Below are 20,244 nucleotides of genomic sequence, written 5' to 3'. Positions count from 1 at the left end.
TCCCCGATCCCCACGCCCGTAAACATCGGCGGCACCGGCCGTCCGGGCGCGAAATGTCAGCCGGCGGACGGCGCCAGGGCGCGGACGGCCTCGGCCGGGGACAGCCCGCCGCCGGGCAGGATCGCCAGGACGGGCGTGGTGAGCCCGTTGCCGACGTACTCGCGGATGCGGGCCCGGCACTCGGCCGGGGTGCCGTGGACGATCAGGTCGTCGACGACCTCGTCCGGGATGGCGTCCAGGGCCTTCTGGCGGTCGCCGGCCGCCCACGCCTCGTTCATGGGGCGCAGCGCCTCGCCGCGTCCGAGCCACTCGTGGTAGGCGCGGTAGACAGGGACCGTCATGTACGCGGCGATCATCCAGCGGCCGATCGCGCGGGCCTCCGCCGCGTCCCCGGTCGGGCAGACGAACAGCCGCGCCAGCAGCTCGGGCTCGTCGCCGAGGACGCCGCGGACCGTCCGGACGTCCTTCGGGGCCAGCCAGTTGCTGATCGCGCCGTCCGCCTCGCGGACGGCGAGCCGCAGCATGCCGGGGCGCAGCGCGGCGAGGACGATCGGCGGCGGCACGGCCGGGGGCGTCTCCAGCTTGAAGCCCTGGACGGCGAAGGTCTCGAACTCCTCCTTCACCTTCTCCCCCGCGAGGGCCTTGCGGAGGAAGCGCAGCATGTCGCGGGCCCGCCGGTACGGGTTCTCGAACGGGATGCCGTTCCAGCGCTCCACGATCGTGTCGGAGGAGGTGCCGATGCCGAGCACGAACCGTCCGGGCGCGAGGTCGGCGAGCGTGGCCGCGTGCTGCGCGAGCAGGGCCGGGCCGCGGGTGTAGACCGGCACGATCGCGGGGCCGAGCCGCAGCTCGGGGGCCCACTGCGAGGCGAGCGCCAGCGGGGTGAACGCGTCGGCCCCGCTCACTTCGGCCGTCCAGGCGTCGGTGTAGCCGAGGGACGGCAGCTCGGCGACGATCTCGCGGTGCTCGGCCAGCGGCAGCCCGTGGACCGGAAAGGTCAGTCCCCAGCGCGACATGTGTTCCCCCATTTTCAGGCGATCGAGGATCGGATGGTGGCGCCGCCGTCCACGACGAGCGTCTGCCCGGTCATCCAGGACGACGCGTCGCCCGCGAGGAAGACGGCGGCGCCGGCGATGTCCTCGGGCTCGCCGATGCGGCCGAGCGGCGTGTGCCTGCTGATCTCCTCCTCGTTGTTCTCCCAGAGCGCGCGGGCGAGATGGGTCTTGACCAGCCCGGGCGCGATGCAGTTGACGCGGACCTTCGGCGCCAGCTCCATCGCGAACTGGCGGCTGAGGTGGATGACGGCGGCCTTGGTGACGTTGTAGTAGCCGATCCCGATCTCGGTGACCAGGCCGCCGACGGACGCGATGTTGATGATGGAGCCGCCGCGCTCGGCCATCGACGCGCGCAGGGCGAGCCCCGTCCACTGGACGACGGCGAACTGGTTGACCTCGACGGTCTTCGCGGCGGCGGACTGCTCGATGTCGGCCATCGGACCGAAGTAGGGGTTCGTCCCGGCGTTGTTGACCAGGACGTCGATCCCGCCGAACTCGGCGACGGCGGCGTCCACGCAGGCGGCGGCCGCGTCGGCGTCGCCGACGTGCGCGGCCTTCGCGAGGACGCCCGCGCCCGGATGCGCGGCGGTGATCTCCTTGGCGGCCTCGTCCAGCCCCTCCTGCCTGCGCGAGGAGAGGACGACGTTCGCGCCCTCGGCGGCGAGCGCGGTGGCGATCGCCTTGCCGATCCCCCGGGAGGCCCCGGTGACCAGGGCCGTCTTCCCTTGAAGTCCAGTCCGCATCCGCACTCTCCCTACCTCTGGGCACGCCGGGCAGAATCCGACTCGGTTCACTGTACCGATGACGTTACTGACGCGTCAGTCAGCTACCCACCGGGCGGTTACCGCGCGGTGAAGCCGTCGCAGCCGATGTAGTAGGCGTCGCCGCTGGAGTGGACGTGCATCCAGACGACCGTCCACGTGCCGGGCCGCAGCCGCGTGTCCGCCCCGGCGCCCGAGCCGTCCCAGCGGAAGTCGGCCGGGAAGGTGAAGTCGAGCCAGGTGCCGTCGCTCGGCAGGAGGCGCGGCTTGCTGTACACCCAGCCCGGTCCCGCGCTGCCGTGCGGCCCGGGCGGGCGGACCTGTGCGGTCACGTAGTAGTTCTCCGGCCACTCGTACTTGAAGCGCATGCCGAACTTCACGGTCGCCCCGGTTACGGGGGTGCGCGGCGCCGAGACCTGCATCTGGCCGGAGAGGGCCCGGTCCTCGGCCGTGGGCAGCGGCAGGCAGACGCCGTCCCGCGGGGAGTACCCCACGGCCTGGAACTCCTTGGTGGGGAGCCTCACCTGGACCTCGTCCGGCGGAGGGCCGCCGGGGTCGCGGGTCTGCCCGGCGGGCGAGCCGCCGGGCGTCGTGGCGGGACCGCCGCCACCGTCCGGGCTCTGGCCGCCCCGCGCCCCGTTCGCCCGGTTCCCGCCCTCGTCGCCGTTGAGGACGGAGCGCGCGACGAACGCGCCGCCCAGGACGACCGCGACCACCCCGGCGCCGGCGGCGATGACGGCGGCGCGCGAGCGGAGGCGCGTGCCGCCGCCGGTGACCGTCGTCCGGGTGCGGTTCGGCGGGACGAGCCCGGACGCGGCGGCGTCCGCGACGCTGGCCGGCGCCGGCTGCGGGACGCCCACGATCCGCCGGTAGGCGGGGTCGTCGGCGAGGGCGGCGGTGGACGCGGCGATCTCCAGCAGCCGCTCCAGCGAGATCCGCGAGCCGGGCTCCTTCTCCGCGCACAGCCGGACGAGTTCGGCGACGCGCGGGTCGGCGCCGTCGAGGTCGATGTCGCCGCTGAGCGTGCGGTGGATGATCGCCTCAATGCGGCCGCCGCCGAACGGCGGGCGTCCCGTCGCGGCGTAGGCGATGGTCCCGGCGAGCGAGAACACGTCGGACGCGGGCACGGGCTCCTGCTCGCGGACGACCTCGGGCGCGACGTAGCCGGGCGTGCCGTTCCACGCGCCGGTCTGGGTGATCTGCGTCTGGCCCTCGCCGCGCGCGATGCCGAAGTCGATGAGGCGCGGCCCGTCCGGGGCGAGGATCACGTTGCCGGGCTTGAGGTCGCGGTGCTGGACGCCGTGCCGGTGGATCTCCAGCAGGCCCTGGGCGAGGGCGGCGAGGAGCCGTACGCAGGTGTCGGGCGGCAGGGGGCCGTTCTCGGCGACGGCCTGCCGCAGCGTCGGGCCCGGGACGTACTCGGTCGCGAGCCAGTAGGGCGGGGCGTCCAGCCCGGCGCCGACCATCGCGGCGGCGAACCGGCTGCGCACCCGCTCGACGGTCGCGACCTCCCGCCGGAACCGGGCGAGCGCCTGCGGGCCCTCGAAGTCCTCGCGGATCACCTTGAGGGCGATGTGCCGCCCGGCACCGGTGAGTCCCAGATAGACCTGGCCCATGCCGCCGGCGCCGATGCGGGCGATCAGCGGGTAGCCGCCGATCTCGGATGGGTCCTCGGGACGCAGCGGTTCCACGGTCAGACGTCGTCCTTTCATGCGCGCGACGCGCGCATGCTCTCACTTCGGGCGGCGGCCCGGCGAACCGGGGCGAGCCGGGCAGGCCCGCTGTCCGATATGTGGCGATGTGACCGAAGTCACCGTCCGGGATCCGTGTGACCCGCCGCGGAGCGGTCACGTGACAGGTGTCGCCCTTTCGGCGGCACGAGTTCCGGGAGCGGCCGCCCGCGGCCGGGGGGACCGCCGCGGCTGTTCCCGGACCAACCCACGACGGGTGCCCCTACGGGAGTTTTCTGATCTCCTCGATGACGCGGGGCATCGCCTCGTTGTTGTGGCGGATCCAGTCGAGCAGGAAGGCGATCTGCTCGTCGGTGTAGCCGTCGAGGCGGTCGCGGAAGACCCGGCCGATCGGCTCGAAGTAGCGGCCGAACCGGGCGACGTTCTCCTCGACCAGCTCGACGATCACGCGGCGGCGGTCGTCGGGGTCGCGGGTGCGCCGGACGTAGCCCGCCTTCTCCAGCCGGTCGATCACGGCGGTGATGGCGCCGCCGGTCGTGATGCCCATGAGCTGCGCGAGCTGGCCCGGGGTCTGCGGCCCGTCCAGCGACAGCGCGTTCACGCACTGCGCGTCGGTCACGTTCATGCCCGCCTTGCTCGCGGTGGCATGGTGCAGCAGCACCGTGAACATCGTGCTGCGCTGCATCGCCATCTGCAGCTCGCCCGCCATCCGTTCGCGCTCCGGGGTCGACACGGCCCCACTCTCCCCTAATTGCTCGCATATGGAGAGGCTCATTACAAGAGCGACTCTCCTGGAGAGTCTAGTGGCCGGATCCGGACGGGACCAGCCGGGGGCCGCATCACGCGTGGCGGACCGCGCTGTCAGGTGTTATCGGGCGTCCGCCGCCCCCTCCGCCACCTGCTTCGCCCAGCGGTAGTCGGCCTTGCCCGCCGGGGAGCGCTTCATCTCGTCGACGAAGGCGTAGACGCGCGGCACCTTGTACCCCGACAGCTCCCTGCGGCAGTGCGCGTCCAGGTCGTCGGGCGACGGCTGCCGCCCGTCGCCTCCGTCGCCGGCCGGCTGGATCACCGCCGCGACGCGGTTCCCCCACCGCTCGTCCGGGATGCCGGTGACGACCGCGTCGTACACGGCCGGATGCCCCTTCAGGACGGCCTCGACCTCCTCCGGGAACACCTTCTCCCCGCCGGTGTTGATGGCCTGCGAGCCGCGCCCGTACACGGCGATCGACCCGTCCCGCTCCACGGTCGCGATGTCGCCGGTGAGGAGCCAGCGCCGCCCGTCGACCTCGGGGAACGTCCGCGCGGTCTTGTCCGGGTCGTTGTAGTAGCCGAGCGCGATGTGCCCGGTGCGGGCGACCTGCCCGATGACGCCTGAGCCCGGCTCGACCGGCCGGAGCGCGTCGTCCAGGACGGTCACGTCCGTCACGTCGGGCGCGAAACGCAACCCCTTCTCGGGGGTCGAGCCCGCGACCGCCTCGGCGGTCGAGCCCGACTCCGTCGAGCCGAACCGGTCCATGATGATCGTGTTCGGGAGGAGGGCCTGGACGCGGTCGCGGACGGTCCCGGTGAAGATCGCGCCCGTCGAGACGAACGCCAGCAGCGAGGAGGTGTCGTAGCCGCCGCGGGCCAGCTCGTCCGCCATCGGGACCGCCATCGCGTCACCGGTGATCGTGAGCGAGTTGACCTTCTCGCGCTCGATCGTCCGCCAGATGTCGGCGGCGTCGAACCGGCGGGTGTAGACGAGCGTGGCGCCCATGAACCAGCAGATGAACGAGGCGACCTGCGCGGCGCCGTGCATCAGCGGCGCGACCGGCATCATCACCAGCGGGCCGCCGCCGCGCGCCAGCTCGACGACGTCCTCCGGCTTCGCCGGGCGCGGGAGCGTCGGGTTCCAGAACGCGAACAGCAGGTGCTCGGTCGTCCACATGACGCCTTTCGGCATCCCGGTCGTCCCGCCCGTGTAGATGATGTAGAGATCGTCGGCGGAGCGGGCGGGCAGGCCGGTGCGGGTTCCGTCCGCGGCCTTGAGCGCCTCGTCGTAGGCGACCGCGCCGGGAACGGAGGGGGTGGTGCCGCCGACCGCGATGAGATGCTTCAGCTTCGGCGCCTCGGGCGCGGTGGCGGCGACGCGGTCCTCGAATTCGGCGTCGTAGAGCAGCGCGACGCTGTCGGAGTCCCGGTACAGGTAGAGCAGCTCGCCTTCCACGTAGCGGTAGTTGACGTTGATCGGCACGGCCCGGATCTTCAGCGTCGCGAGCAGCGCCGCCGCGTACTCGATCCCGTTGTAGAGCTGGACGGCGACATGCTGCCCGGGGCCCACGCCCGCGTCCATGAGGTGGTGGGCGAGGCGGTTCGCGTGCTCGTCCAGCTCCGCGTAGGTGAGCCGCCGGTCACCGCAGACCAGGGCGACGCGCTCACCGACCGCGTCCGCGACTCCCTCGAACAGGTCAGCGTGGTTGTACTCCATCGGACGTCCTCCGGATGGGTCATCGCGCCTCTACCAAGGAATCAGGGTTTGTCGCTGCCGACGACCCACATCGCGAAGAACTGGGCGCCGCCGCCGTAGGCGTGGCCGAGCGCGCGGCGCGCCCCGTCCACCTGGTGCTCGCCCGCCTGACCGCGCACCTGTAGCGCCGCCTCCGCGAACCGGATCATCCCGGACGCGCCGATCGGGTTGGACGACAGCACCCCGCCGGACGGGTTCCACGGGATGTCGCCGTCCATCGCCGTCGCGCCCGCCTCGGTGAGCTTCCAGCCCTCGTTCTCGCCGCAGAACCCGAGGTTCTCCAGCCACATCGGCTCGTACCAGGAGAACGGGACGTACACCTCCGCGCAGTCGAGCTCGCTGCGCGGGTCGGTGATCCCGGCCTGGCGGTACACGTCCGCCGCCGCGTCCTTGCCGCCCTGCGGGCTGACGGAGTCGCGACCGGCGAACATCATCGGCTCGGAGCGCATCGACGTGCCGTGCACCCAGGCCGGGCGGGACGGCGCCCGTTTGGCCGCGTCCTCCGAGGCCAGGACCATCGCGCAGGCGCCGTCCGACGACGGGCAGGTCTCCAGGTAGCGGATCGGCTCCCACAGCATCGGCGTCGACTCGACCATCTCGCGGGAGATGCCGGGGATCTTCAGGTGCGCGTACTCGTTCCGCAGCGCGTTCTGCCGGTCCTTCACGGCGACGAGCGTGCCGATGTGGCCGGGGGCGCCCGCGCGGCGCATGTACGCGCGGATGTGCGGGGCGAAGTAGCCGCCCGCGCCCACGACCAGCGACGTCGTGAACGGCGAGTTCACCGTCAGCGCCCACGTCGCGTTCGACTCCGACTGCTTCTCCCACGCCACCGTGAGGACGCGCTCGTGCACGCCGCCCTGGATCAACCCCGCCGCGACGATCGCCGTGGACCCGCCGACCGACCCGGCCGTGTGCACGCGCATGAGCGGCTTCCCGGCGGCGCCGAGCGCGTCCGCGAGGAACGTCTCCGGCATCATCACGCCCTCGAACAGGTCGGGGGCCTTGCCGACGACGACGGCGTCGATGTCCTTCCAGGTCAGCCCGGCGTCGTCGAGCGCCCGGCGGGCCGCCTCGCGGAGCAGGCCGGGCATCGAGACGTCCAGCCGCCGGGTCCGGTACGCGGTCTGCCCGACGCCGATGATCGCGCAGCGGTTACCCATCGTTCTCTCCCGAGAGGACGCACACCAGGTTCTGCTGGAGGCAGGGACCGGACGACGCGTGCCCCAGCGTCCGGGACGCCGTCCCGTCGTGGATGCGCGCCGCGGCCTCACCGATCCGGATCAGCCCGGCCGCCATCATGGGATTGGCCGACAATGCGCCGCCGGACGGGTTGACCGTCACACCATCACCCAGGCCCAACGCCTCGCGCAGGATCAGCTCCTCGTGGCTGAACTGGGCGTGCAGCTCGGCGACCTCGACGCCCGCCGCGCCCGCCTTCTCGCCTGCGACGCGCGTCGCCTCCGAGCGGGTCAGGTCGCGGACGCCGGGCGCGTGCGGCTCGCCGCGGTGGTCGATGCCCGCGATCCACGCTGGACGTTCGCACAGCTCCCGCGCCTTGTCCCCGGCGGCCAGGACGATCGCGGCGGCGCCGTCCGTGATGGGCGCGACGTCGTACGGGCGCAGCGGCGCGACGTCGTACTCCTCTTCGCCGGGTTCCTCCAGGTGGAGCGCGTACGGGTTGCCGCGGCCGGACGCGCGCGAGCGGGCCGCGACGGCGCGCAGGTCGTCCTCCTTCGCGCCCGTCCGTTCCATGTAGGCGCGGGCCTGGAGCGCGGCCAGCGACACCGCGTCGATGCCGAGCGGCGCCAGATGGTACGGGTCGAGCTGCTGGGTGAGGATCGCGCGCAGGTTCCCCTGGGACGACTTCCCGAACCCGTACACGAGCGCGGTGTCGATGTCGCCGTGCAGCAGTTTCACCCACGCCTCGTAAAGGGCCCAGGCCGCGTCCATCTCGACATGGCTCTCGGAGATCGGCGGCCAGGCGCCGATCGCGTCCAGCGCCGACACGAACGCGAACGGCGCGCCCGCGAGGTAGTCGCACGACCCGGAGCAGGTGAAGCCGAACCGCGCCAGGCCCGTCCGCTCCTTGATCTCGGTGATGACGGGGGCGAGCATCTCGATCTCCGCGAGCCCCTCGTCCTCGCCGCTGTGCCGGGTCTGCGCGAACGCGACCACGGCGATCTCGCGCATCACAGGTAGTCCTTGATCTCGTCGAAGGGGACGTCGGGCTCGTCGATGGGCTCGAACCACTTGATGTTGTTCATGCTGTGGTCCCATTCCTCGCGGGGGCGCCAGGCCGCCTTGACGCGCATGCCCATCCGGACCTGGTCCGCCGGGACGCCCGCGACGAGCGTGAGCATCGTGAGCCCGGCGCCGTCCAGCAGCACGTACGCGGACACGAACGGCACCTCGGGGGCGCGCGGGTCGGGGATGTTGTTGACGGCGAAGGTGGTGACCGTGCCGGTGTCGGGCAGCTCCACCTCCTGCGCCGTCGGGACGCCGTCGCGCGGGCACAGGCCCTTCATCGGGACGATGACCTGCTCGCACACCGGGCACCGGTGCCCGAGGATGCGGCCCTCCGCGATGCCTTCGAGGAAGCGCCGCAGCGCCCTGCCGCCGCGCAGGTCGTACTCCAGCCGCGTCGGCGCGCTGATCAGGGTGACCTCGGGCTGGAAGCACTCGATGTCGCCGATCCCGCCGGTGCGCTCCGCCCGCCACCGGGGCCGGACGCGCATCCCGGTCTTGAGGAACTTCGGCGGCTGCGCGCCCTCCTCGAAGACGCCCAGGTCGAGCGCGTGCAGCAGGGCCGTGTCGGCGCCGTCCGGACGGATCAGCGCCCACGCGAACGGGCGGTCGAGCGGGTGCTCCTTCGCCGGGCGCGGCACCCAGGACCACGTCGTGACCGTCCCTGCCGGGCCGACGCCGACGAACTCGCCCGTCACGTCCTCGCCCGTTTCAGGGTCGTGCTCGGACGGCGGGACGAGCACCCGCCCGTCCGCCGTGCGGACGCCGACCAGCCGCCCGTCGCGCAGCTCGCTGAGGAACCGTCCGATGATCGGCCCGACCGAGCGCGTGTAGCCGCCGGGGAACTCCAGGACGTGGTTCGGCTCAGATCGCACTGGCGCGGTCCTTCCAGTACGGGGCTCTGAGCTTGCGCTTGAGGAGCTTCCCGTTGGGCTCGCGCGGCATCGTCTCGATGAAGTCGATGGACCTCGGCCACTTCATCTTCGCGAGCCGGCCCTCCAGCGACGCGAGGATCTCCTCCACCAGCGCCGGGCCCGGCTCGACGCCCTCGGCGGGCTCGACGACGGCCTTGATCTGCTCGCCCCACTCCTCGTCCGGGATGCCGAACACGGCCACGTCCGCGACCTTCGGATGCAGGATGATCTCGTTCTCGATCTCGGCCGGATAGATGTTCGCCCCGCCCGAGATGATCAGGTCGGACTTGCGGTCGGACAGGAACAGGAACCCGTCCTCGGTCAGGTAGCCGATGTCGCCGACGGTGAAGAAGTCCTTCAAACGGCTCTTCTCCGTCTTCTCCTGATCGCCCTTGTACTCGAACTCGAGGCCACCCATCTTCATGTAGATCGTGCCGTGCGTCCCTGGCGGGACGGGCTCGCCGTCGTCGTCCACGATGAGCAGCTCGCTGATCGGCCACGCGTTCCCGACCGTCCCGGGGTGGGCGCGCCAGTCGGCGGGGCTGGCGATCGTCCCGCCGCCCTCGGTCGCCGCGTAGTACTCCCAGATGCAGTCGCCCCACCAGTCGAGCATCTGCTGCTTGAGGGGCACCGGGCACGGCGCCGCCGCGTGGATCGCGTGCTTCATGCTCGACACGTCGTACCGTGCCCGGACGTCCTCGGGCAGCGCCAGCAGCCGCTTGAAGTGCGTCGGCACCATGTGGGTGTTGCTGACGCGGTGCTCCTGGATCAGCCTCAGGGTCTCTTCGGCGTCCCACCTGTCCATGTAGACGAGCGTGTGCCCCATGTGCAGGGCGGTGCCGCCGAACTGGGTGACGGCCGTGTGGTAGTTCGGCGAGGTGATCAGATGCGCCTGCTGCGCGCCGCCCGCCGGACGTCCCGGCTCGATGCCGAACATGCCGAGCAGGAACGCCAGCAGCTCGGCGCTGTCGTCGGGGTCGATGCCCATCAGCGCCCGCCTGACGCCTTTCGGGCGCCCGGTCGTCCCGGACGTGTAGTGCATCGTCGCGCCGTTGGTCCGATCGCCCGGCAGCGTGTCCGGCTGCCCCTCGACCAGTTCCTCGTACGCGCGGAACCCGTCGACGCTCCCGAACGCGAACCGCCGCCGCGCCTCGATCGCCTCGCCGGCCCGCGCGCCCTCGGCCGCGTACCGCTCGTGGACGAAGAACGCCTTCGCCTCGCTGTCGGCGACGATGTAGCCGATCTCCGGGCCGGTCAGATGCCAGTTGACCGGCGTGTAGTACCACCCGGCCTGCAGCGCCGCCAGATACAGCACGAGCCCCTCGGACCCGTTCGGGACGAGCCCGCAGATCCCGTCGCCCTTCTCCAGCCCGAGCGCCCGAAGCCCGTGGACGAGCCGGTTCGCGCGGGTCAGCAGGTCGCCCGCGGTGTGCTCCGTCCCGTCCGGATCGACCGACGCGATCCACCCGGGATCGGCCTGCGCCAGCCGCCAAAACCCCAACGACCCCATCGGCTCTCCCTCCGCCGTCCGGAGCCCAAAGTAGATCACGTTCTCGTTTTCCATATCAACCCCTACCAGCAAGGCGAGACCTTAACTAGAATCTGTTCTCATTTCCTTGACGCTGGAGGGACCATGGCGGAACGGCTGCCGATCAGCACCGAGCACTGCACCATCGAGCGCGACGGCCATGTCGTCGTCGTCACGATGAACCGCCCGGAGGCGCGCAACGCGCTCAGCTCCGCCATGCTGGTGGGCCTCGCCGAGGCGTGGGCGTACATGTCCGAGACCCCGGAGGTCCGCGTCGGCATCCTCACCGGAGCCGAAGGGACCTTCTGCGCCGGCGCCGATCTGAAGGCCATGGGGCAGCAGCCGTCCGACCCCCGCGTCCAGGAGCGGATGGCGCGGATTCCCAACTTCCACTGGAAGGGGCTGCTACGCGAGGGCCGGCCGACCAAGCCGCTGATCTGCGCCATCGAGGGCTACGCGGTCGCCGGAGGAACCGAGCTTCTCGTCGGCACCGACCTGCGCGTCGTCGCCGAGGGCGCGACGCTCGGCCTCTACGAGGCGAAGCGCGGCCTGTTCCCGATGGGCGGCTCCGCGATCCGGCTCCCTCGCCAGATCGGCTACGCCAACGCGATGGACATCCTGCTCACCGCCCGTTCGGTGACCCCGCGGGAGGCCCTCGCCATGGGACTGATCAACAAGGTCGTCCCGGACGGCACGGCGCTCGCCGCGGCCCGCGCGCTGGCCGACCAGGTCGCCGCGTGCGGGCCGCTCGCCGTCCAGGGGATCCTGCGCACCTACCGCGAGACCGAGCACCTGTCCGAGGAGGACGCCTTCAAGGTCTCCGACGAGATCGGCTGGCCGGTCATCGGCTCGGAGGACGCGAAGGAGGGCTCCCGCGCCTTCAAGGAGAAGCGTCCACCGGTTTACCGGGGCGAATGACCTCGCTCTCCGCCGGAGGCCCGGCTTCGGCGCCGATGGGCCGCAGCCCGCGCAGCAGCCACGCGGACAGCACGGCGAGGCCGATGAGCAGGACCGCGCTGACCGTCCCGACGACGCCGAAGCCGGTGAGGAACGCGTCGCGCGCGCTCTCCAGGAAGGCGGCCGCGGAGGCGGGCGGAAGCTCCCCGGCGGCGGTGGCGGCGTCGCCGATCGAGTCCCGCGCGGACGGCGGGACGCCCTCCGGCACCGAGATCGCGGCGCTGAACACGGCGGTGCCGAGGCTGCCCAGGGAGGCCACCCCGAAGGCGATGCCGAACTCGCCGGACGTCTCGGCCATCGCGGACGCGGCCCCGGCCCGCTCCGGCGGGGCGGACCCGGCGACGAGCGAGATGCCGAGGGCCCCGAGCGGGGACATGCCGAGGAAGCCGACCGTGACCCCGATCATCAGGACGAGGGTGTCGCCGGCCCAGGCGGCCGTCAGGAACCCGCCCGCCGCCGGGACCAGCCCGGCCGCGATGATCGTGCCGGGCCGCACGCGGCGGGCGACGATCGGGGCCAGGAGCGAGCCCACGACCAGCGCCAGCGCGGGCACGGCGAGCCACAGCCCCGCGCGCAGCGGCGACAGTCCCTCGATCATCTGCAGGTACTGGCTGATGAACAGGTAGAGCCCGCCCTGGATGACCATTCCCGCCAGCAGGATCACCAGTGCGGCGCTGAACGTCCGGCTGCGCAGCAGGCGCAGGTCCAGCAGCGGGTCGGCCAGGGCGCGCTGGCGCCGGACGAACAGGACCCCGAACACGACCGCGACCGCCGCCGCGCCGTACGCCCACGGGCGCGCGGGGTCCTTCGCCACCTCTTTGAGGGCGTAGACGGCGGGCAGGGCGGTGGCCAGGAACAGCGGCACGCTGGGAAGGTCGAGCCGTCCCGACTCGGTGCCGCGGGACTCGGGCAGCAGCAGCGGCGCGGCGACGAGCAGGACGACCATGACGGGCACGCCGATGAGGAACAGCGAGCCCCACCAGAAGCGCTCCAGCAGCGCGCCGCTGATGACCGGGCCGAGCGTGCCGCCGCCCATGAAGCACGCGGTGAACACCCCGATCGCCATCGCGCGCTGCCGCGCGTCCTGGAACATGACGGTGATCAGGGCGAGCGCGGAGGGCATGAGCGAGGCGCCGGTGACGCCCAGCAGCACCCGCGCCGCGATCAGCATGCCCGGACTGGCGGAGTAGGCGGCCAGCACGGACGCGCCGGCGAACGCCACCGCCCCGATCATCAGCAGCCGCCGGCGGCCGATCCGGTCGCCGAGCGCGCCCATCGTGACCAGGAAGCCCGCGATCATGAAGCCGTAGGCGTCCATGATCCAGAGCATCTCGGTGGGGCCTGGGCGCAGGTCCGCGGTGAGGTGCGGGAGGGCGAGGAACAGCGCGGTGGCGTCCAGGGCGAGCAGCAGGGTGGCAAGGGCGAGCACGGCCAGCCCGGCCCATTCCCGTGTTCCGGCTCGTGCCGCGCCGGCGGTGGATTCGATGGTCGACATGGCGGTCGCCTCTCTTCAATGATCGAAACCTGTGCGTCCACCGTGCGGCCAGGACGTTATGGAGGGGTTCGGACCGGGTTATGGTCCGGCTACGGTGGGGCCATGCGCTTCGGGGTGCTGGGCCCGCTGGAGGTCCTGACCGACGACGGACGCCCGGTTCCGGTCCCAGAGCTGAAGGTGCGCCTGCTGCTGTCGGCGCTGCTGGCCGCGGGCGGGCGCCCGGTGTCGTCCGGCCGCCTGATCCAGGACCTGTGGGGCGACGAGCCGCCGGCCGACCCCGCCGCCGCGCTGCGCGCGAAGGTGTCCCAACTGCGCCGGGCCCTGGACGTGGAGGACGGCGGCCGCGCCCTCGTCCGATCACGACCACCCGGCTACGTGCTCGCGTCCGAGAATGTCGACGCCCGGAGCTTCCAGGCGGACCTCGCCCGCGCGCACGGCACCACCGACCCCGCCGCCAAAGCGTCGCTGCTCACCAACGCCCTCACCCTCTGGCGCGGCACGCCCTTCGCGGATTTCGCCGACGAGGACTTCGCCCGGGGCCCGGCGGCCCGCCTGGACGAGCAACGCCTGACCGCGCTGGAAGAGCTGGCAGAGGCCCGGCTGGCACTGGGCGAGCATCACGCCCTGGTCGCCGAGCTGACCGATCTGGCCGACCGGCACCCGCTGCGCGAACGTGTGGCCGCCGCGCTGATGCTGGCCCTCTACCGGTCGGGACGCCAGCACGAGGCCCTGGATCACCACCGCCGCCTGCGCGACCGCCTGCGCGACGAGATGGGCCTCGACCCGGGCCCCGAACTGGCCGGCCTGCACCAGGCGATCCTCAGACAGGACCCGGGCTTGCAGGCGCCCGCCCCCGCACCGCTCCCACGGTCGAACCTGCCGGTACCCCTGACCGACCTGATCGGCCGCTCCACCACACTGGACGAGGTCGTCTCGCGCATAAAGCAGACCAGGCTGATGACGCTGACCGGCCCGGGCGGGGTAGGCAAGACCACCCTGGCCCTGGAGGCGGCGCGACGGCTCCGCGACACTCACCCGGACGGCGTCTTCCTGATCGAGCTTGCCGAACTGCCTCGCGGAACCGTCTCGGCGGACAAGGTCGCGGAGGTCGTCGCCGAGGTCGTGGGCCTGCGTCAGGACTCCCCCGACGCCACGGCGGAACGGCTCGGCGACCGCCGGGCCCTCCTCGTCCTGGACAACTGCGAGCACGTGGCCGACCCCGTGGCCGAACTGGCCGCCCAGCTCCTGAGATCAGGCCCGGAACTGCGCATCCTCGCCACCGGACGGGAGCCGCTCGGCGTCCCCGGCGAACGGCTGTACGCCGTCCAGCCGCTGGATGTCCCACACCCGGCCGAGAACGACCCCGCCACCTTGGCCAACACAGCCTCGGTCCAGTTGTTCACTACCCGCGCGGCGGCCGCCGCGCCCGGTTTCACCCTCGACCCCACGAACTCCGCGGCCGTGGCCGCGATCTGCCGCCGCCTGGACGGCATCCCGCTGGCGCTGGAACTGGCGGCGGCCCGCGTCCGCGCCCTGGGCACCGAGACGCTGGCCGCGCGCCTGGACGACCGCTTCCGGCTGCTGCGGTCACCCCACCGCGACGCGCCGTGGCGGCAGCGCACGCTCCGCGCCGCCATCGACTGGAGCTGGGAGCCGCTCGACGGCACCGAACGGGCCGTCCTGCGCCGCCTGTCCGCGCACCCGGGCGGCTGCACGCTGGAAGCGGCCGAGCAGACCTGCGCGGGCGACGGCGTGGACGCCGCCGAGGTCATGGACGTGATCGTCCGGCTGGTGGACGGCTCGCTGGTCATGGCATCGGACGGCCCCGGCGGCGTCCGCTACCGCCTCCTAGAGTCGGTAGCGGCCTACGCCGAGGAGCGCCTGGAGGAAGCAGGCGAACAAGACGACACCGAACAACGTCGCGACGAGTACTACGTCCTCCTAGCCGAATGCGCCGAGGAGTACCGCACCGGCCCCGCCCGCCAACACTGGCTGGCCCGGCTGGACGCCGAGACCGCCAACCTGCGCCGCTCCCTGGAGAGCGCGGGACGCCGCCAGAACACGAAACTCGCGCTGCGCCTGACGGCGGCGCTCGCCTGGTACCGCATCGAACGCGGCCGGACCAAGCACACGAGCCTCTGGCTGGGCGAGGCCCTGGCCGAGGCCGCCACCGCCCACCACCTGGACAGGCTGACCGCCGCACGCCTCGCCAACGACGCCACCGCCACGGCCACCGCGCTGGAGGGCCTCGCAGGCGCGCAGATCCTGGCCGGACACGGCGATCGCGCCGCACGCCTGCTCGGCACCGCGGCGACCATCCGCCCCATCGAGACACCGGACGGCGTCCGCATCCTCACGGCGGCCCGCACCATGCTCACCGGCGGCGCGTTCACCACCGCCTTCCAGTCGGGCCGCACCCTGGCCCCGGAACAGGCCACCGCCGACCTCCTCAAGGCCGAGTGACTCAGTCCGCGGTGGTGATGGTGTTCAGGCGGTCTATCGCTTCCACGTATTCCTCGATCAGGTCGTAGACGACCTGGGCGGCCGGTTTGACCTGGTTCATGGAGCCGACGATCTGGCCTACCGGGAAGGTGACCAGTTCGCCGTCGCCGGAGCGGGCTATGCGGGGCAGGGCGTCGGCGATCAGCATGAACTGCATGGGCATCGGGAGGTAGCCCGGGGACTTCTCGCTCTCCCAGGCCTCCGTCCAGGCGGTCTTGAGGAAGCGGGCCGGTTTGCCCGTCCAGGCGCGGGAGCGGACGGTGTCGCGGGACGTGGCGCTGAGGAGTTTCGGGAGGGCGCGTTCCGGGGTGTCGGCCTCGTCCACCGTGAGCCAGATCGAGCCCGTCCAGACGCCGTCCGCGCCCAGGGCCATGCCCGCGGCCATCTGGCGGCCGCGTCCGATGCCACCGGCGGCCAGGACGATCGTGTCGGCGCCCACGGCGTCCACGACCTCGGGGATCAGGACCATGGTGGCGACGTCGCCGGTGTGGCCGCCCGCTTCGGTGCCCTGCGCGACGATGATGTCGACGCCGACGTCCACCTGCTTGCGGGCGTGCCGGGCGTTGGACGCGAGGCCCGCGACCTTGACGCCGTGGCGGTGCGCCTCTTCGACGACGTCCGCCGGGGGCGGGCCGAGTGCGTTCGCGAGGAGGGCGATCGGGTGTTTGAGGGCCACTTCGACCTGGGGGCGGGCTGTGACGTCCGTCCAGCCCAGGAGGGCCTTGCCCGCTTTCTCGGTGGGCGGGTCGACGCCGTGCTCGGCGAGGAGGTCTTCCAGGAACTTCTTGTGCTCGGCGGGGATCATGCTCTGGAGCTTGCCGAGCAGCTCCTCGGCGTCGCCCAGGTCGGCGCCCTCGTACTTGGCGGGCATGACCACGTCCACGCCGTAGGGCCTGCCGCCGACGTGCTCGTCGATCCACTTGAGCTCGAGTTCGAGTTCCTCGGGGGTGAAGTGCAGGGCGCCGAGGACGCCCATGCCGCCGGCGCGGCTCACCGCCGCGACCACGTCGCGGCAATGACTGAACGCGAAGATCGGGTACTCGATGCCGAATAGTTCGGTGACTCGTGTCCGCACATCCCCGACCCTAGGTCGGGTCCGAGAAAACTGCAACAGGTTCTAGTTGCAAAAGGCGTCGTTGTGTTACTTCCGGGGTCTGCCTAGAACAGGTATCAGTCGGGCGGGGGTGTGTCGCCGAACTTGCCGTCGGGGCGGCGCGGGGGCGCCGGAGGCGGCGAGTCGCCGGTGCGGGTGAGGGCCGTGTAGGCGCCGGCGGCGAGGAGGGCCAGGCCGATGAGGATCGCGGCGCCGGGGATGTAGGTGCGGACGGCGTCGATCTGCAGCGCCTTGCCGTTGGCGGTGTCGACCAGCTTCTGCTGGTCCTTGCCGACGGTGACGAGGTCCGCCTGCGCGATGATCATCGAGCCCTTGCCGTCCGGGGTGCGGAGGGTGCTGCGGACGTTCTTGCGGTGCTTGACGGGGATGCCGGTGCGCGGGTCCACCCAGACGGTGTTGTAGGCCTCGGCGTAGCGGTCGACCTTCTGGTCCGCGGTTCCCGGCGGGAGGCCCAGCATCCTGGCGGGCATCCTGACGTCGATCGCCTCGGTCTTGGTCAGGGGGACGGCCTGCGTGAAGCGGTACGCGGTGAGGCCGCGGACCTTCTCGACGGCGTTGAACCGCATCGGCACCGTCTGCCTGGTCGTCATGTCGTAGAAGGGGTAGTCGCGCTTGTCGACGTTCGCCGTGGGGAACAGCAGCCCGTACCCCGACATCCGCACGGCGGCGTTGCCGTCGACGTGGGAGCCGCAGCAGTTGACCAGCCGGGACGTCTTCCGGTCGAAGGCGATCCGGTAGCTCTGGATCTCGATGGGCTTGTCCGGGACGGCGGTGTCGTAGAGGTTGGTGGTGGAGTCCCAGACCGCGATGCCGCTGTCGTTCCCGTTCGCCCGGACGTCGCCGCGCACCGTGTTCTTGGCCAGCAGCGTGACGCCCGTCCTCAGCTTGAGCCGGGCCTGGTCGAAGTACGTGGAGTCCTTCGACTCCAGCCGCGTCACCTCGTAGCGGTTCGGCGGCGCCACGATGACCCGGTCGGACACGTAGAAGCGGACCAGCGGTGCGAGCGCGAGGAAGAAGGCCCCCACGCCGATCAGGATCAGGCCGGCCTGTCGCCGCATGCACACCTCCGGGGGGCCGCCGCCGACCGACCGGCGGGACCGTGTCCGGCACCTTACCGTTTCGCATACCGGCCGGTAAGATCCGCGTCACCGTCCCGAATGCGAGGTGGTCATGTCCGCGGCGCCGCAGATTTCCGGGCGCCAGCACGCGCTGGACGGGGTGCGGGCGGTCGCGGCGCTGGGTGTGCTGGTGTTCCACGTGGCGAGCGCGGCGGGTTCCATCAGCAATCCGGCCGGGGCGCGGTGGCTGTTCAACGGCGGCCAGGTGGGCGTGCCCATCTTCTTCATCCTGTCGGGGCTTCTGCTCTACCGGCCTTGGGCGGCGGCCGTGTTGGGTGAGCGGCCCGCGCCGCGTGTCGGCGAGTATCTGTGGAAGCGCTTCTTCCGCATCATGCCCGCGCTGTGGGTCGTGGTCGTGGTCTTCATGCTCACGGCAGGACGGGACCACATCGACGACCCGCTCACATGGGGCTCACTGCTCACGCTCACGCAGACCTACGTGCCCGACCCGTGGTGGATCAGCGGCCTGGGTCCGGCGCATCTCGGGCAGCTGTGGAGCCTGGTGGTCGAGGTCGCGTGGTACGTCGCGCTGCCGTTCACGGCGGCCGTGCTGTCCTGGTGGGCGCGGCGGGCCCGCAGCGATGACGTCGGTGTGCGGGCCAGGCGGTTGCTGGCGGGCCTTGGGGCTTATGCGGGGATCTCGCTCGTCTACACGGTGTTCATGTTCGTGCCGGAGTGGCACTCGCAGATGGGGCTGTGGCTTCCGCGGTTCTTCGTCTGGTTCGCGGTCGGGATGGCCCTCGCGGTGGTGACGGTCTGGGCGCGGCTGGACGAGCGCGGTCCCGTCGCGGCGATGTGCCGGGTCGTGTCCGACTCGTGGGCGGCGTGCTGGGTCGCGGCGGCGATGCTGTTCGTGGTGTCGGCCACCCCCGCGACCGGCCCGATCGGCCTCCAGTACTCGGACTCGTTCTGGACGTCCGCGCTCCACATGGTGGTGCACGGGCTGTGCGCGGCGGCGCTGGTCGCCCCGGTGGCGCTCGCCCCGCCGGACCACCCGGTCTTCGGCGCGGTGCTCGGGAACCGGGTGATGCGGTTCCTCGGCCGGATCTCCTACGGCCTGTTCCTGTGGCAGTCGCTGATCATCGTCAGCTGGTACGAGGCGATGGACCGCGGCTTCCGGGGGAATGTCGCGACGGATCTTCCGCTGATGGCGGCGGCGACCATCGCAGCGGCGACGCTGAGCTACTACCTGGTGGAACGGCCGTGCCAGCGGGTGGCTCGGCGGGGTGGCCGCGGCCGTCCTCGTCCGGTTCCGGTTCCGGTTCCGGCTCCGGCGCGGTCCAGCTGACCGCGATCCCCCCGCCGGAGCCGGCGGAGTCGGCGGGGCCGGTGGCGGACGGCTTGGGGTGCCACAGCTCCGCCGCGATGCGTCCGGCGACGGCCAGCCCGAGGAGCTGCGGGGCGATGTCGCCCAGGAGCCCGGACGGCGCGGACGGGTTGCCGATCGCGTCCAGCCATGCCCCGGCGGCCAGGCAGGCCGTCCCGGCGAGCATCGCGGTGGCGGCCGTCCAGGGGGACGCGATCGTGCGGGCGGTGAAGGACGACGGGCGGGTGCGCGCCCAGGTGGAGATGACCGCGACGGTGGCGGTCACGGCCAGGCCGGGCGCCCCGGCAACCCATCCGCCCAGCGCGGCGGCCAGCCCGATCGCCGCCCACGCGGGCCAGCCCTTTCCGGGGGCGGGACTGCGGCGTTCTTCCCGTGTTCTCGGTTTTCGGGGGCGGACGGCTACGAGGAGTAGGACGAGGAGCAGGCTCAGTCCCGCGATCACGGCGACGCGCTGCGCCCTGTCGGGCAGGTACGTCAGCTCGACGTTGCCGCTGGTCCCCGCCGGGACGATCCAGCCCTGCTTCCATCCGTCCAGCCGGACGGGGCGCAGCTCGGTCCCGGCGATCGTGGCGCGCCAGCCGGTGTTGAAGTTCTCGTTCACGGTGAGGAACGAGGTCGCCGAGGCGTCCACCTTCAGTTTCCGGGAGCTTGCGTTCCAGCTGGTCACCTTCACCGGCTGAGGTCGGGTGGCGGGGGTGTTCCGCGCTCCCGGCTTGGCGCCGACGGTCACCGTGTCGATGCGGTACGGGTCGAAGGGCGCGGACGTGAGGCGGTTCTCGCCGGGTCGCAGTGCCGCGGGCGTGCAGGCGGTGAAGCGGAGCGGGTCGCCCGCGAGCAGGTCGCCGAACGTGCCCTCGGCCCTCGCCGGGACCTCGGCCGTCCCGATCCGGAGCCTCGGCCCGAAGCCGCAGGCCAGGCGGAGCGGGAACGTCCGCACGTCCGGCATCGGTTTCACACCGGGGATGACGAGGTCGGACACCTGGATCGGCTGGACGCGGCTCCCCCGGAAGAGGGTGAGCGTCAGCCGGTCGG

At 72.2% G+C, this 20,244-nt stretch carries 15 protein-coding genes; 3 read left to right on the top strand and 12 right to left on the bottom strand.

The genetic code is table 11. The annotated features are described in order from the left end of the window. Positions 1–56: 56 nt before the first annotated feature. From E1264_RS09080 to E1264_RS09040, 9 genes are all read right to left on the bottom strand, one after another. Positions 57–1,016 carry an LLM class F420-dependent oxidoreductase gene (locus tag E1264_RS09080; RefSeq protein ID WP_132171569.1) on the bottom strand — a complete coding sequence of 320 codons (960 nt, stop codon included), beginning with the start codon at positions 1,014–1,016 and terminating at the stop codon, positions 57–59. 14 nt (positions 1,017–1,030) lie between these two features. Then, on the bottom strand, positions 1,031–1,798 hold the full coding sequence (locus tag E1264_RS09075) for an SDR family oxidoreductase (protein ID WP_132171567.1): 768 nt from the start codon (positions 1,796–1,798) through the stop codon (positions 1,031–1,033). Positions 1,799–1,896: 98 nt separating this feature from the next. Then, positions 1,897–3,528: a serine/threonine-protein kinase gene (locus E1264_RS09070; protein WP_132171565.1), complete on the bottom strand. Its 1,632-nt coding sequence runs from the start codon at positions 3,526–3,528 to the stop codon at positions 1,897–1,899. Positions 3,529–3,769: 241 nt separating this feature from the next. After that, entirely contained in the window at positions 3,770–4,240 is a 471-nt protein-coding gene (locus E1264_RS09065; protein ID WP_207935804.1) for a MarR family transcriptional regulator, read from the bottom strand. A gap of 135 nt (positions 4,241–4,375) precedes the next feature. Then, the gene (locus E1264_RS09060) at positions 4,376–5,974 is read right to left on the bottom strand and encodes an acyl-CoA synthetase (protein ID WP_132171563.1); all 1,599 of its coding nucleotides are present in this window, start codon (positions 5,972–5,974) and stop codon (positions 4,376–4,378) included. Between the two features lie 41 nt (positions 5,975–6,015). Further along, on the bottom strand, positions 6,016–7,173 hold the full coding sequence (locus E1264_RS09055; protein WP_132171561.1) for a thiolase domain-containing protein: 1,158 nt from the start codon (positions 7,171–7,173) through the stop codon (positions 6,016–6,018). After that, positions 7,166–8,203 (bottom strand): thiolase domain-containing protein, encoded by a 1,038-nt coding sequence (locus E1264_RS09050; RefSeq protein WP_132171559.1) that lies wholly within the window; start codon positions 8,201–8,203, stop codon positions 7,166–7,168. The genes E1264_RS09055 and E1264_RS09050 overlap by 8 nt, the downstream gene beginning before the upstream one ends. Next, positions 8,203–9,132, bottom strand: a complete 930-nt coding sequence (locus tag E1264_RS09045) for an OB-fold nucleic acid binding domain-containing protein (protein ID WP_132171557.1) — start codon at positions 9,130–9,132, stop codon at positions 8,203–8,205. Before E1264_RS09045 ends, E1264_RS09050 begins: the two co-directional genes overlap by 1 nt. After that, positions 9,122–10,681, bottom strand: coding sequence for an acyl-CoA synthetase (locus E1264_RS09040; protein WP_132171555.1), 1,560 nt, complete (start codon positions 10,679–10,681; stop codon positions 9,122–9,124). Before E1264_RS09040 ends, E1264_RS09045 begins: the two co-directional genes overlap by 11 nt. Before the next feature lie 123 nt (positions 10,682–10,804). Here E1264_RS09040 and E1264_RS09035 point away from each other — a divergent pair, with 123 nt between their 5' ends. Beyond that, positions 10,805–11,617, top strand: a complete 813-nt coding sequence (locus tag E1264_RS09035) for a crotonase/enoyl-CoA hydratase family protein (protein ID WP_132171553.1) — start codon at positions 10,805–10,807, stop codon at positions 11,615–11,617. Here E1264_RS09035 and E1264_RS09030 read toward each other — a convergent pair. Next, positions 11,580–13,151 (bottom strand): MFS transporter, encoded by a 1,572-nt coding sequence (locus E1264_RS09030; RefSeq protein WP_132171551.1) that lies wholly within the window; start codon positions 13,149–13,151, stop codon positions 11,580–11,582. The two genes, E1264_RS09035 and E1264_RS09030, sit on opposite strands and share 38 nt — an antisense overlap. A 102-nt stretch (positions 13,152–13,253) precedes the next feature. On the opposite strand from E1264_RS09030, the gene E1264_RS09025 reads away from it, so the two are divergent. After that, positions 13,254–15,614 (top strand): BTAD domain-containing putative transcriptional regulator, encoded by a 2,361-nt coding sequence (locus tag E1264_RS09025; protein WP_132171549.1) that lies wholly within the window; start codon positions 13,254–13,256, stop codon positions 15,612–15,614. A gap of 1 nt (position 15,615) precedes the next feature. Here E1264_RS09025 and E1264_RS09020 read toward each other — a convergent pair whose 3' ends face one another. Further along, a complete protein-coding gene (locus tag E1264_RS09020) occupies positions 15,616–16,728 on the bottom strand; it encodes a nitronate monooxygenase (protein WP_132171547.1) in 1,113 nt (370 codons plus the stop codon). A 95-nt stretch (positions 16,729–16,823) separates the two neighbouring features. Beyond that, positions 16,824–17,825, bottom strand: coding sequence for a DUF3068 domain-containing protein (locus E1264_RS09015; protein WP_132171545.1), 1,002 nt, complete (start codon positions 17,823–17,825; stop codon positions 16,824–16,826). Between the two features lie 112 nt (positions 17,826–17,937). Between E1264_RS09015 and E1264_RS45190 the strand changes: the two genes are divergently transcribed. Then, positions 17,938–19,173 carry an acyltransferase gene (locus tag E1264_RS45190; RefSeq protein WP_132171543.1) on the top strand — a complete coding sequence of 412 codons (1,236 nt, stop codon included), beginning with the start codon at positions 17,938–17,940 and terminating at the stop codon, positions 19,171–19,173. Positions 19,174–20,244: the final 1,071 nt, after the last annotated feature.

Origin of the sequence: Actinomadura sp. KC216 (assembly GCF_004348535.1) — a bacterium.
In the GTDB taxonomy this organism is placed as follows: domain Bacteria; phylum Actinomycetota; class Actinomycetes; order Streptosporangiales; family Streptosporangiaceae; genus Spirillospora.
Note: the sequence above shows the minus strand (reverse complement) of the source record. Positions and strands in the feature narration are given on the sequence as shown.